This is a genomic window from Deltaproteobacteria bacterium (assembly GCA_003696105.1).
Classification (GTDB): Bacteria; Myxococcota_A; Polyangia; order Haliangiales; family J016; genus J016.
The window spans coordinates 1-12,520 of sequence record RFGE01000080.1; the positions used below are offsets into that span (position 1 = coordinate 1).

At 71.0% G+C, this 12,520-nt stretch carries 13 protein-coding genes; 3 read left to right on the forward strand and 10 right to left on the reverse strand.

The genetic code is table 11. The features are described from left to right. Positions 1-119 precede the first annotated feature (119 nt). Both D6689_05080 and D6689_05085 read right to left on the reverse strand, forming a co-directional pair. The gene (locus tag D6689_05080) at positions 120-938 is read right to left on the reverse strand and encodes a glycosyltransferase family 2 protein (protein ID RMH43446.1); all 819 of its coding nucleotides are present in this window, start codon (positions 936-938) and stop codon (positions 120-122) included. Beyond that, positions 935-1,408: a GtrA family protein gene (locus D6689_05085; GenBank protein ID RMH43447.1), complete on the reverse strand. Its 474-nt coding sequence runs from the start codon at positions 1,406-1,408 to the stop codon at positions 935-937. Before D6689_05085 ends, D6689_05080 begins: the two co-directional genes overlap by 4 nt. Positions 1,409-1,622: 214 nt before the next feature. Here D6689_05085 and D6689_05090 point away from each other — a divergent pair, with 214 nt between their 5' ends. Together D6689_05090 and D6689_05095 are read left to right on the forward strand one after the other, a co-directional pair. Then, the gene (locus D6689_05090) at positions 1,623-2,405 is read left to right on the forward strand and encodes a DNA-binding protein (protein ID RMH43448.1); all 783 of its coding nucleotides are present in this window, start codon (positions 1,623-1,625) and stop codon (positions 2,403-2,405) included. A gap of 102 nt (positions 2,406-2,507) precedes the next feature. After that, on the forward strand, positions 2,508-2,876 hold the full coding sequence (locus D6689_05095; GenBank protein ID RMH43449.1) for a co-chaperone GroES: 369 nt from the start codon (positions 2,508-2,510) through the stop codon (positions 2,874-2,876). A gap of 28 nt (positions 2,877-2,904) precedes the next feature. On the opposite strand, the gene D6689_05100 is transcribed toward D6689_05095, so the two are convergent. The 8 genes from D6689_05100 to D6689_05135 are packed head-to-tail and all read right to left on the reverse strand — an operon-like array spanning position 2,905 to position 11,380. Next, on the reverse strand, positions 2,905-4,371 hold the full coding sequence (locus tag D6689_05100) for an NADH-quinone oxidoreductase subunit N (GenBank protein RMH43450.1): 1,467 nt from the start codon (positions 4,369-4,371) through the stop codon (positions 2,905-2,907). Continuing rightward, on the reverse strand, positions 4,368-6,023 hold the full coding sequence (locus D6689_05105) for an NADH-quinone oxidoreductase subunit M (protein ID RMH43451.1): 1,656 nt from the start codon (positions 6,021-6,023) through the stop codon (positions 4,368-4,370). Before D6689_05105 ends, D6689_05100 begins: the two co-directional genes overlap by 4 nt. Further along, positions 6,020-8,260, reverse strand: a complete 2,241-nt coding sequence (locus D6689_05110; protein RMH43452.1) for an NADH-quinone oxidoreductase subunit L — start codon at positions 8,258-8,260, stop codon at positions 6,020-6,022. The genes D6689_05105 and D6689_05110 overlap by 4 nt, the downstream gene beginning before the upstream one ends. Before the next feature lie 3 nt (positions 8,261-8,263). After that, on the reverse strand, positions 8,264-8,563 hold the full coding sequence (gene nuoK / locus D6689_05115) for an NADH-quinone oxidoreductase subunit NuoK (protein RMH43458.1): 300 nt from the start codon (positions 8,561-8,563) through the stop codon (positions 8,264-8,266). Between the two features lie 17 nt (positions 8,564-8,580). Continuing rightward, positions 8,581-9,132, reverse strand: a complete 552-nt coding sequence (locus D6689_05120; GenBank protein RMH43453.1) for an NADH-quinone oxidoreductase subunit J — start codon at positions 9,130-9,132, stop codon at positions 8,581-8,583. Between the two features lies 1 nt (position 9,133). After that, positions 9,134-10,462, reverse strand: coding sequence for an NADH oxidoreductase (quinone) subunit F (nuoF, locus tag D6689_05125; GenBank protein RMH43454.1), 1,329 nt, complete (start codon positions 10,460-10,462; stop codon positions 9,134-9,136). Positions 10,463-10,464: 2 nt separating this feature from the next. Beyond that, entirely contained in the window at positions 10,465-11,118 is a 654-nt protein-coding gene (locus D6689_05130) for an NAD(P)H-dependent oxidoreductase subunit E (GenBank protein RMH43455.1), read from the reverse strand. Continuing rightward, positions 11,021-11,380 carry a hypothetical protein gene (locus D6689_05135; protein RMH43456.1) on the reverse strand — a complete coding sequence of 120 codons (360 nt, stop codon included), beginning with the start codon at positions 11,378-11,380 and terminating at the stop codon, positions 11,021-11,023. Before D6689_05135 ends, D6689_05130 begins: the two co-directional genes overlap by 98 nt. Positions 11,381-11,427: 47 nt before the next feature. On the opposite strand from D6689_05135, the gene D6689_05140 reads away from it, so the two are divergent. After that, entirely contained in the window at positions 11,428-12,315 is an 888-nt protein-coding gene (locus D6689_05140; GenBank protein RMH43457.1) for a 1-acyl-sn-glycerol-3-phosphate acyltransferase, read from the forward strand. The last annotated feature ends 205 nt before the right edge of the window (positions 12,316-12,520 follow it).

The window sequence follows — 12,520 nt, forward strand, 5'->3', positions numbered from 1 at the left end:
CCCGCGCGGCGCACCGGGCGCGCGGCACACGCCCGCGCGGCGCGCCGGGCGCGCGGCACACGCCCGCGCGGCACACGCCCGCACGGCGCGCCGCGGCCGTCGCTCCGCGCCCGCCCGCGTCACCGCGCCGCGGCGAGTTCGCGCACGGTCGGGCGGGGGCCGGCGGCGGGCGCAGCCACGTCCCGGTCCGCCGGCAGCGCGGGCCGGCGGTACAGCCCGCGCGCCCGATTGCGCCGGATCGCGAGCAGTTCCCGCACCCCGCGCACGGCGTCGCGCACCGGATGGATCCGCGACCGCGGGTCGTCCGACCACGTCACGCCGACTTCACGCACCGAGTAGCCGAGGTCGCGGGCGATGGCCAGCACCTCGAGGTCGAACGACCAGCCGTCGATGCGCGTGCGGCGAAACACGTCCCGCGCCGCCTCGGCGGACAGCGCCTTGCAGCCGCACTGGGTGTCGCGGATGCCCGGCACGAGCACCAGGCGCGTCACCGCGTTCGCCAGCCGGCTCCACGCCACCCGGTAGCGCGGCTGCGGCCGGTCGACCGCCGCGCCCGCGACGTACCGCGAGCCGATCGCGATGTCGGCGTCGCCGAGCGCGACCGGGTTGACGACCTTCGGCAACTCGGTGGCCGGAATCGATCCGTCGGCGTCGTACAGGACGCGCACGGCGCCGCGCGCCGCGAGCATGCCGACGCGAACCGCGCTTCCCTTGCCCCGGTTCGGGCGCGTCGCGATACAGCGGATCGCCGGCCGCGCGCGCGCGATCCGGCGCACGAACTCGGCGGTGCCGTCGGTCGAGCCGTCGTCCACGACGACGATCTCGTAGCGCTGGCCCGCGGCGGCGAGGAATGCGTCGACCGCCGCGAGGGTCGGCCCGATGCGGTCGCGCTCGTTGTACGCGGGGATGACGATGGTCAGGTCGCACAGATCGGTCATGATGGTTCTCCTCGTGGCGCGAACACCAGCCGCGCCTGTGTCGGATAGGTCCACGTCGCGAACACGACGCACGCGGATACGGCCTTGGCCGCGAGGTACGCGCCGCGCAGCACCCCCACCAGCGCGCCGACGACGGCCGCGTTGAGCGCCGCGGCGCCGCCGGCGACGACCGCGAACCGGCCCACCTGCCGCCACCGCAGCGGCGAGCGGTCGCGGAACGCCCACCGGCGGTTGAGCGCGAAGCACACGCACGCGCCGCACAGCGCCGCCACGGCCGCGGCGGCCGCGGGCGGCGCCGCCGCCCGTTCGACCAGGACGACGAGGGCCGCCAGATCGGCCGCCGAGCCGATCGCGCCGCACGCGCCGCTGCGGGCGACGCGCGCGAGCCGGGCGGCGCGGGCTGCGGGCTGTGCACTGCGATCGGCGGGTGCCATCGCCCGGCCGTCGTGCGAGCGGCGTGCCACGCGCATTTTCGCGGCGTTGGCATGGCGGCCGTCGACGACTCGCCGGCGGTCGTCAAACCGTCGACACCCGCGGCCGACTACCGCACCGTTGCGGCGCGATCTCGGTCACACCGGCCACGCCCGGGCCAAAGTGGCGCCGGCGCGCGCGACGGGCGGATCCCGCCGGCCGCGCCGCGCCTGGTCACCGGCACCGGGCGGCGGACTGCTATAACCCGCGGCCATGCTCAGCGCCGTCAGCACACGTCATCGCGCGATCGTCGCGGCCCTCCACAACGGCGACGAGTTGATCGGCGCACTGCGTGCGCTGTGCCGCGAGCATGCGATTCGTTGTGGATACATCCGTGGAACCGGCGCGCTGGCCTACGCGGCGGTGTGCCCGTTCGATCCGGCGACCCGGACGTGGCAGCCGCCGCGCGAGATCGACGGTCACCTGGAACTCGTGTCGCTGACCGGGACGATCGCGGAGCGCGACGGCGAGCCGGCCATCGAAGTGCGCGCCGCGGTCATGCGACAGACGGCGCTCGGGCTCGACCTGGCCGGCGGCCGCCTCACGGACGCGCGCGCCCTCGCGGTCGACCTCGTGATCGACGCGTTCGACGATCTTCGTGCGCGCCGTGGCATCGACGAGGGCACCGGGATCGCGGCGTGCACCGAACTCGCGCCGGCGGCCGACCGAACGCCCGCCGCGGCCGGCGCGCCGGTGCGGTCCGCTGGCCAGACCGATCGCGGTAACGCGCCGCGGTCGCCGGCGTCAGGGGATCCCGGCGGCGCGTGGGACCACGACGTCCAACTCCACCCCGGCGATTGCATCGATCACCCGAGCTTCGGCCGCGTCACGGTGCTCCGCGTCGAGGGCGAGCAGGAGTACGCGCACATCCGCCTGCGCAACGGGCGCACGGTTCGCCTGAGCCTCGACGTCATCGCGCTCGTCCCGGCCGGAACCGCCAACGGCCAGCGCGTGTTCTCCGCGCGCGTCGACGGCAGCCGCGCGCGCCGGCGGTGACCCCGTCGCGCGAGGAGGGCCGTCGGTCCGCGCGCGATACGCGGGCGGCGTCACCGGCCGCGCAGGCGAGCGCGACCGGCGGGTCTGCTATTCTGCGACCACATGGCAGACGACGCCCCGAAACTCAAACCCACCGGCCCGCGCGCCCATCGGCTCATCCTCCCGCTCGGGTTTCGCGTGCTGGTCAAGGTCCTGCGCGAGGACAACCGCACGGACACCGGACTCTACCTGCCCGAGGGCGCCAAGGAACGCCACAACGAGGCGCTGTACGGCGAGGTGATCGAGGTCGCGCGCAACAAGCCGACCACCGAGGAGCCGGCGGAGAACGTGTCCGGCGTACCCAACGGGTCGCGCGTGCTGTTTCGCAAGGACGCGGGAGTTCGCGTGCCATGGGACGACTCGCTGCGCTTGCTCGACGTCAAGGACATCCTCGCCACGGTCGAGGAGCACACGGACGACGAGGCGCACTGAGCGGCGCCGCGCCGGAGCGCGCGTCCGGTCAGCCGCCGGCGCGCGCGAGCCACCAACCGGGCCACAGCCCCATCTGCACCACGGCGAGCGCGCACACGACGAACACGAACACCGCCGCCGGCGACGCCAGCGTCGGCGGCTCGCGCAACGGATCGCGGAAGTACATCGCGGTCACGAGGCGCAGGTAGTAGTAGATCGACACCACCGAGTTGAGCACGCCGATGACGACCAGCCACAACAGCTGGCCGTCCGGTGCTCGCATCGCCGCCTCGAACACGTAGAACTTGCCGAAGAACCCGGCCAGTGGCGGGATGCCGCCGAGCGACAACATGAACACCGTCATCGCCAGCGCCGCGCCGGGATGCGCCTTCGCGAGGCCCGACCAGTCGTCGATCAGCTCGCGCTCCTCGCCCCGCGAGCCGACCCACGCCGCCACCGCGAACGCCCCCACCGTCGTCACCGCATACGCGATGAGGTAGTACAAGAGCGCCGGCTGCGCCGCGGCGACGCCGATGCCGGCGGCCGCCACCGCGACCAGCATCGTCCCGGCGTGCGCGATCGACGAGTACGCGAGCATGCGCTTGACGTTGTCCTGGCGGAGCGCGCCGAGGTTGCCGACCGTCATGGTGATGGCGGCCAGCGCCGCGAAGATGCCCGCCCACCCCATGGTGCCGTACGGAAGCACGTCGCCGCCGAGCGCCGCCGGGAACACGCGGAGCACCGCGGCGAACGCGGCCGCCTTGACGCCCGCGGCCATGAAACCGGTCACGGGAGTCGGCGCACCCTCGTACGCATCCGGGGCCCACATGTGGAACGGCACCGCGGCGACCTTGAACCCGAACGCGACGATCAGCAGGTACATGCCGCAGACGAGCAGCGGGTCCGTCGCGTCGGCGACGGCGCGGCTCGCCAGGATGCCGAGGTCGGTCGTACCGGTGGCGCCGTAGACGAGCGCGATCCCGTACAGCAGAAACCCCGTCGCGAACGCGCCCATCAGAAAATACTTGAGGGCAGCCTCGGCGCTGCGCGTCACGCCCCGGCGCGACGCGATGAGCACGTAGGCGCCGAGCGACATCGTCTCGATGCCGATGAACGCGGTCACCAGGTTGCCGGCGCTCGCGAGCATCACCATGCCGGTCGCCGACAGCAGCAGTACGCCGTAGTACTCGCCGAGTTCGAACCCGTGCTCGCGCAGGTAGTCGGCGCTCGACATCGCGGTGAACGCCGTGACGCCCGCGACGAGCACCGCAAACAGCATCGACAGATCGTCGGCGACCACCATGCCGCCCATGAGCGTGCGCGATCCACCGTCGAGCTTGCGCCACAGCACGATCGCCGCGACGGCGGCGACCGCACAGCCGGCGACCGCCAGCTTCATCAGGAAGCCGCGGCGCTCGCCGGCGGCGAACGCCTCGGCGACGACGAGCAGCGTCGCCGTCCCTGCGAGCGCCAACAGCGGCAGCTGCCACAGCAGATCGGACGGCGAAAACATCATCGCTCGCCTCCCAGGCCGCCGGCGCCGGTCGCGTCACGCGAACCGCCCGCGTCCGTCTCGTCGCCGCCGACGATCACGACCTTGCCGCCGTAGCGCGGCTGATACACGTAGGGCTCCCCGCGGTCGGCGAGGTCGACCTTCTCGCGGTACGTGTCGACGAACCGCGTCACGGACGCCTCCATCCGGTGAAGAAACGGCTTCGGCATCACGCCCATGACGAAGATCATCGCGACCAGCGGGATGAACACCCACGTTTCGCGGCCAGACAGATCCGGCAGCGAGCCGTTCTTGTCGCGGTCCAGCGGACCGAACATGACCTTTTGGAACATGTACAGCAGATAGACGGCGCCGAGCACCACGCCGGTGGCGCCGACGAGCACGAGCAGCTTCGGCTTGTAGAGGATCGCCAGCGCGCTGCCGCCGCGGTTGGCCTCGAACGCGCCGAGCAGGGACATGAACTCGCCGACGAACCCGGACAGCCCGGGCAGCCCGGCCGACCCAAGCGTGACGATCAGGTAGAGACCGGCGAACACCGGCATTTGCTTCCACAGCCCGCCGAACTCGGCGAGCCGCCGCGTGTGGCGCCGCTCGTACAGCACGCCGATGCCCAAGAACAGGCCGCCGGTCGTGAGCCCGTGCGACAGCATCGCGTACACGGACCCCTGCACGCCGATGTGGTTGACGGCGAGCAGGCCCAGCACGCAGAAGCCGAGGTGCGACACGGACGAGTAGGCCACGAGCTTCTTGACGTCCGTTTGCACGAAGGCAACCGCCGCGCCGTAGACGATGCCGGCCACCGCGAGCCCTCCTAGCCACGGCCCCAGCACGTCCGCCCCGTGCGGGAACAGCGGCATGGCGAACCGGAACAGCCCGTAGACGCCGAACTTGAGCAGCACGCCGGCGAGGATGACCGAGCCGGCCGTCGGCGCCTCGACGTGGGCGTCCGGCAGCCACGTGTGCAGCGGAAACAGCGGCACCTTGATCGCGAACGCCAGCGCGAACGCGGCGAAACACCAGACCTGCGCCGAGTGCGGCAGCACCAGCGCCTGCAGTCGGTCGAGCGCGAACGTGTAGTCGCCGGTGACCAGGCCGTGTTGCACGTACACGTACAGGATTGCCGCGAGCATCGGCAACGAGCCGACCATCGTGTAGATGACGAACTTGATCGATGCGTACAGCCGCCGCTCGCCGCCCCAGATGCCGATGAGCAGGTACATCGGCACCAACATGAGTTCCCAGAACACGTAGAACAGCAACAGGTCGAGCGCCAGCAACGCGCCGAGCATGCCGGTCTCGAGCACCAACACCGCCGCGACGAACTCGCGCACCTTGTCGTCGATCGCCTTGTGGGCGCTCAGCAGCACGATCGGCGTGAGGAACGTCGTGAGCAACACGAGCCACATCGACACGCCGTCGACGCCGAGCGAAAACCGCGCGCCGATGCTGTCGATCCACGGCTTGTCGAACAGGAACTGGTAGTCGGTCGCGCCGGTGCGAAACCCGACGAGCAGCGCGAGCGACACACCGAACTCCGCCACCGCGACGGCGAACCCGATCCCGCGGTGCAGCGCCTTCTGGTCGCGCGGGATCAGCAACAGCAACGCGGCGCCGGCCGCCGGCAGCAACAACAGCACGGGCAGCAGCGGGTTCACGGGGCCTCCTGCACGTCGACCGTCTTGTCCACGCGGCGGGTCGTTCCGAACACGCCGTCGGTAAACCACATCGTGATCGGATAGGAGTTCGCCGCGGGGAACGGGTGCGTCACGCGCGCGCCGTCCGCATCGGCCGCGCCGTCGCCGTCGAAGTCCCACTCGATCCGGGCCGACTGCGCCGCCGGCCCGGTGCCGACGTCGGCCTCGAACTCGACGGTGTAGGGCCCCACCGCGCGGTAGCGGAAGTCGGCCTCGCCGCGGTTCGTGAGGTAGAAGATGGCGGCCGCGCCGAGCAGCACGGCGACCAGATACCGCTGCACGTAGCCATTCTGGATGGCGCGCACCGCGCGGCCGGCCAGGTCGATCGCGGTGGCGGCGCCGGTGACGAGCAGCGTGTCGATCACGAACCGATCGACCACCTCGAACAAGAACTCCGACGCGGCGCGGAACGGCCGCACGATCACCGCGTCGTACAGCTCGTCCACGTACAGCTTGTCGCGCACCCAGCGCCACAGCAGCGCGCCGAGGCCGGCGGCGGTCCACCGATCGACCACCGCCGACGGCCCCCGCCCGTACAGCGCGCGGGCCGCGAAGATGCCGGCCAGCGCCAGCGCGGTCGCCAGGCCCATCAGGCCGAACCCGGTCGACGTGGAGACGTGCCCCACGTGCGCCTGCGACGTCGCCGGCTCGAGCCACTCGTAGATCTGGAGCCACGGCGGCTGCAGCGCGTGCGGGAACCACAACGCGCCGAGCACCGCGGTGAACCCGGCCAGCACCAGCAGCGGCACGGTCATCGACGGCGGCGACTCGTGGATGTGCGCGCGGGTGTGTTCGTCCGCACGGCATTCGCCGGCGAACACGAGGAAGTACAGCCGAGACATGTAGAACGCCGTGCCGACCGCCGCCGCGGTGAGCACCGCCCACAGCAGCTTGCCGTACCACGCGGGCCAGCCGGCGACGTGGGCGCCGAACGCGCCGGCGAGGATCTCGTCTTTCGAGAAGAACCCGGCCAGCGGCGGCACACCGCAGATCGCCAGCCAGTACGCGACGAACGCCAGGTGCGTCCACGGCAGCTTCTTGCGCAGGCCGCCCATCTTCGTGATGTCGCCGGAGCCGCTCATCGCGTGCATCACCGACCCGGCGGCCAAAAACAGCCCCGCCTTGAAGAACCCGTGCGACAGCAGGTGGAACACGCCCGCCGCGTGCGCGCCGGCGCCGACGCCGACGAACATGAAGCCGAGCTGCGATACGGTCGAGTACGCGAGGACCTTCTTGAAGTCGGTCTGCGCGAACGCGATCACCGCCGCGACGAGCGCCGTGAGCGCACCGACGCCCGCGACGATCGCCATCGCCCCCGGGGTCGTCGCGAACAAAAACGACAGCCGCGCGACCATGTAGACGCCCGCGGTCACCATCGTCGCCGCGTGGATGAGCGCCGACACCGGCGTGGGACCGGCCATCGCGTCGGGCAACCACACGTACAGCGGGATCTGCGCCGATTTGCCGCAGGCGCCGATGAACAGCAGCGTGCACGCGAAGAACGCGACGCTGCCGCCCCACACCAGCTCGCCGCCGAACGCCGACGCGTTCGCGTTGATGTCGGCGAACGACAGCGTCCGCACCTGCCAGTAGATCAGGAACATCCCGAGCAGGAACGCGAAGTCGCCGACGCGGTTGACGACGAACGCCTTGCGGCCCGCGTAGGCGTTGGCCTCCTTCTCGAACCAGAAGCCGATGAGCAAGTACGAACACAGGCCGACGCCCTCCCAGCCGATGAACATCACCGGCAGGCTGTCGCCCAGCACCAGGATCAACATGGCGCCGGTAAACAGGTTGAGGTAGCCGAAGTACGCGGCGTAGCGAGGCTCGTGGGCCATGTAGCCCGTCGAGTAGATGTGGATGAGCGTGCCGACGAAGGTGATCAGCACGACCATGACCGCGCTGAGCGCGTCGAGCGTGAACGCGATGTCGACGCGCAGCGCGCCGGTCTGCAGCCACGTGTAGACCGTCTCGTGCAGCGCGGGCGCGGCGCCGGTGCGGCCCGCGTCGTACCAGGCGTGCCACGCGTGCCACAGCGGCCCGAACACCTTGGCGGCCACGACGACGAACGCCAGCCCGACGGCCGACACCGCCACCGCGTGCACCACGCGACGCGGCAGCATGCGCCCGACCAGCAGATTGAACGCCGCGCCGAGCAGTGGCAGCAGCGGAATCCAGTATAGGGACAGGTCGCTCATGGGTCAGTGCCGTAGCGCGGTGAGTTCGTCCACGTTGACCTGCCGGCGGTTGCGGAACACGGCTACAACGATCGCCAGCCCCACCGCGGCCTCGGCCGCGGCGACCGCGATCACGACGAACGCGAACGCATGCCCCGCCATGTCGCCGTGCTGCCGTGCGAACGCGATCAGCGCGATGTTGGCGGCGTTGAGCATCAGCTCGATCGACATCATCACGATCAGCGCGTTGCGGCGCATCAGCACGCCGACGATTCCGATGCCGAACAGCACAGCCGACAGCACGAGGAAGTGGCCGATCGTGATGTTCCAGAACACGCCGGTCATCGCGCGTCCTCCTGTTCGGCGTGGCGCCGGGTCGGCCGTGCGACGGCGATGGCGCCGACGACGGCCACCAGCAAGACGACCGACACGGCCTCGAACGGGAACAGATAGCTGCGAAACAGCGTGCTGCCCAGCGCGCGCGTGGTGCCGAACTCGTGGCCGTTGACCGCCTCGAGCGCGGCGGGCGCCGCCTCGCGCACGCGCCAAAGCACCTGGCCGACCCGCACCAGCAGGTAGACGAGCGCAACCGTGGCGACGCCCTTGCCGGCGAGGCCGGACAGCGCCCACGGTTCGTCTTCCTCGCGGTTGAGGATCATCACGACGAACACGAACAGCACCATCACCGCGCCGGCGTACACCAGCACCTGAATCGCGGCGAGGAAGTGGGCAAACAGCATCACGTACACCGCCGCGATGGCGAAGAACGTGCCGACGAGCCCCATCGTCGCCGCCACCAGGTTGCGGCGGGTGATCACGAACAGGCTGCCGCCGACCGTCAGCAGGGCGAACAACCAGAACAGCAGCGCTTCGACTGGGCCGGTGCCTTCCACGTCATGCCTCCGGACCGCGGCACTTGGCCTCGAACTCGTCGCGGAACTTGGTCAAAAACGCCATCATCGGCCACGCCGCCGCCTCGCCGAGCGGACAGATCGTGTTGCCGGCGATGCCGTTGGCGATGTTGCCCAAAAGCTCCACGTCGCCCGGCTTGCCCTCGCCGCGCGCGACCCGCTTGCACACCTTCGCGAGCCACCCGGTGCCCTCGCGACACGGCGTGCACTGCCCGCACGACTCGTGGTGGTAAAAGTCCATGATTCGCGAGCACACCGCCGGGATGTCGGTCGTGTCGTCCATCACGACGATGCCGCCCGACCCGGCCATCGTCCGCAGCTGCCGGCCGCCGCCCATGTCGAACAGGCGCCCGCGCGTGACCTCGACCGGGCGGATGCGCTCGTCCTGCGTGAGCGCGTCGAACTCGATCGGCACGTCCAGCTCGTCGGCGGCGAGCACCGGCATCGACGTGCCGCCCGGGATCACCGCCTTGACCTTGCGTCCCTTCCACACGCCGCCGCAGATGTCGTCGATCAGCTGGCGGAACGTGACCGTCATCGGGATCTCGTAGACCCCCGGCTTTTCGACGTGGCCCGACACGCACACCAGGCGGGTGCCGCCCGAACGGCCGACGCCCAGCTCGGCGAACCACTGGCCTCCGTGCTCGACGATGTGCGGGATGTTCGACAGCGTCTCGACGTTGTTGACGATGGTCGGCTTGCCGAACGCGCCTTCGACCGCCGGGAACGGCGGCTTGAGCCGCGGCTGGCCGCGCCGGCCCTCGAGCGAGTTGAGCAGCGCCGTCTCCTCGCCGCAGATGTACGCGCCCGCGCCGCGGTGCACGACCAGGTCGATCGACAGGTCGCGGCCGCACACGCGCGGTCCGAGGTAGCCGCGCTCGTACGCCTCGTCGACCGCCTTCTGCAACACGAGGTACTCGCGCATCATCTCGCCGCGCATATAGACGAATGCGTGCTTGGCGCCCAGCGCGTACGCCGCGATGATCATCCCCTCGATGAGCTGGTGCGGGTCCCAGTAGACCAGCTCGCGGTCCTTGCACGTGCCCGGCTCCGACTCGTCGCAATTGCACACGAGGTAGACCGTCTCGGCCCCCTTGGGCACGAATCCCCACTTGATGCCGCACGGGAAGCCCGCGCCGCCGCGACCGCGCAGGTTCGACGCCTTGACCTCGGCGACGATGTCCTCGCGCGCCATGTCGAGCGCCTTCTTGAGCGCGCGGTAGCCGCCGAGCGACTCGTACACCGCGATCTGCTTGGCGTCCTCGCGGCCGAAGTGCTTCGTGACGACCTTGGTTCCCAGTTCGGCGGGCACGGCTACACGACCTCCGATTCGGGCCGCGGCCGCTCGCGCAGCTCCGCGAGGATCTCCTCGACCTGTTCCGGCACGACGTCGAGGAAGTAGCGGGTGCCGCACACGATCGCGGGCGCGTTCGCACACGCCGCGATGCACTCCTCCTCGACGATCGTGAACTCCTCCGTGCTCTCGCCGCGGCGGATGCCGAGCTTGTCCTCGAGCGCCGCGAGCACGTCGTAGGCGCCGCGCAGCATGCACGCGACGTTCGTGCACACGCGCAGCACGTTCGGCGCCGCCGGCTCGCGGCGCAGCATCGTATAAAAGGTAGCGACCCCGTAGACGTGCGCGTACGGCAGGTCGAGCGCCGCGGCGACGGCGCGCAACGCGTCGTCGTGCAGATGCCCGAACTCCTTTTGCGCGATGTGCAGCGCCGGCAGGCAGGCCGCCTGCTTCCACGGGTAACGCGCGGCGATCTGCTCGATTTTCTTGGCCGCTTCGGGCGAAAACTCAACTGCCATCGTGGTCCCTTCTCGGGTCGCGAACGGCCGCGAAAATACGGGCGTGGCAACCGGTAAGTCAAGGCGCCGGCAGCGCGGACAACGCCCGCCGCGCCGCCGCGCGCACGCCCGCGTCCGGGTCCCGTTCGGCGAGGTGCCGCAAAATGGGGGCGGCATCCGGATGGCCGATGCGCGCGAGTACGTCGATCACGCGCCGCCGGCCCGCCGGGTCGGCGTCGTACAGCCCGACCTCGACGACCGCGATCGCGTCGCGACCCGCCGCCACGAGTCGATCGGCCGCCGCGTCCGCCGCCGGCCCCGGCGGCCCCACGAGCACCTCCACCGCGGCCGCGAGCCGGTCGTCGGTATCGTCGCACGCCGGCGGCGCGCAGCCGGCCGCCAGCGCGAGCACGACGATCCAGGCCATCGGTCCGCGCACCCGCGCATCGTACACGCGCGCGGCCGCCGTGTGATAAACGTGCGCGGATGCAGAGGGACAAGCGGTCGATGCCCGAGCTGTCGCGGTTCGAGCGCGCGTCGGTTGCGGCGCTGCGCCTGGCCAACGAAACGGCGCTCAAGCGGTTGCAGAAGCCTTTCCACGTCCATTTTGGACGCCGCTGGGTCTACGCCGGCATCGCCCGCCGCCTGTTCGTCGACCGCGTCGAGCGCGTACTCGACCTCAACCCCGACCGGGGCGTGCTGCTGTGTGCCAACCACCGCAGCTTCTTCGACATGTACCTCACGATGCTCGTCCTCTATCACCGCCGGTGCCGGTGGCTCGAGCGCATCTACTTCCCGGTACGCGCCAACTTCTTTTACGAAAACCCCGTCGGCGTCCTGATCAACTGCGTCGTCGGCGGCGGCGCCATGTATCCGCCCATCTTCCGCGATCCCGCCAAGTCCAAGTGGAACGAGGACGCCGTCGACCGCATCTGCCGATTCCTGCAGGATCCCGGCACCGTCGTCGGCATGCACCCCGAGGGCACTCGCAACAAGACCGACGACCCGTACACCCTGCTGCCGGCTCAGCCGGGGACCGGTCAGATCGTCCTCAAGGCGCGGCCGATCGTCGTGCCGCTGTTCATCCTCGGCGTCGACAACGACTTCGTCGGCTCGATCGCGAAGACCTGGCAACCGAACTCGCACCTCACCGAGCCCGTCATCCTCACTTTCGGCGAACCGTTCGACTATAGCCACTACCTCGACAAGAAGCCGCGGCTGGCGCTGTACAAGAAGCTCTCCGACGAGATCGCCGCCGAGATCGCCAAGCTGGGCCAGCGCGAAAAGATGCTGCGGCAACAGATCCTCGACCGGCAGCTCGACCGCGACCCGCGCTGGGTCCACTGGCGCGAGCCGAGAAACGGCGCGCGGTAGCCGCCGCGGCGGCTCGCCGGCCGCGAGCGAGGCGCGGCGTGCACCCGCGGGGGCCGCGAGCGAGGCGCGGCGCCCCCGCGGCGGCCGCGAGCGAGGCGCGCCCCGCACCGCGACGGCCGCGAGCGAGGCGCGGCGTGCACCCGCGGGGGCCGCGAGCGAGGCGCGCCGCCCCCGCGACGGCCGCGAGCGGCGCGCGCCGCAGGTC

Bases quoted from the DNA above. Each gene is read 5' to 3' on its own strand.
- D6689_05090 (RMH43448.1), top strand. From the start codon at position 1,623: ATGCTCAGCGCCGTCAGCACACGTCATCGCGCGATCGTCGCGGCCCTC.
- D6689_05110 (RMH43452.1), bottom strand. From the start codon at position 8,260: ATGAGCGACCTGTCCCTATACTGGATTCCGCTGCTGCCACTGCTCGGC.
- D6689_05085 (RMH43447.1), bottom strand. From the start codon at position 1,408: ATGCGCGTGGCACGCCGCTCGCACGACGGCCGGGCGATGGCACCCGCC.
- D6689_05080 (RMH43446.1), bottom strand. From the start codon at position 938: ATGACCGATCTGTGCGACCTGACCATCGTCATCCCCGCGTACAACGAG.
- D6689_05140 (RMH43457.1), top strand. From the start codon at position 11,428: ATGCAGAGGGACAAGCGGTCGATGCCCGAGCTGTCGCGGTTCGAGCGC.
- D6689_05130 (RMH43455.1), bottom strand. From the start codon at position 11,118: ATGCCGCCCCCATTTTGCGGCACCTCGCCGAACGGGACCCGGACGCGG.
- D6689_05100 (RMH43450.1), bottom strand. From the start codon at position 4,371: ATGATGTTTTCGCCGTCCGATCTGCTGTGGCAGCTGCCGCTGTTGGCG.
- D6689_05095 (RMH43449.1), top strand. From the start codon at position 2,508: ATGGCAGACGACGCCCCGAAACTCAAACCCACCGGCCCGCGCGCCCAT.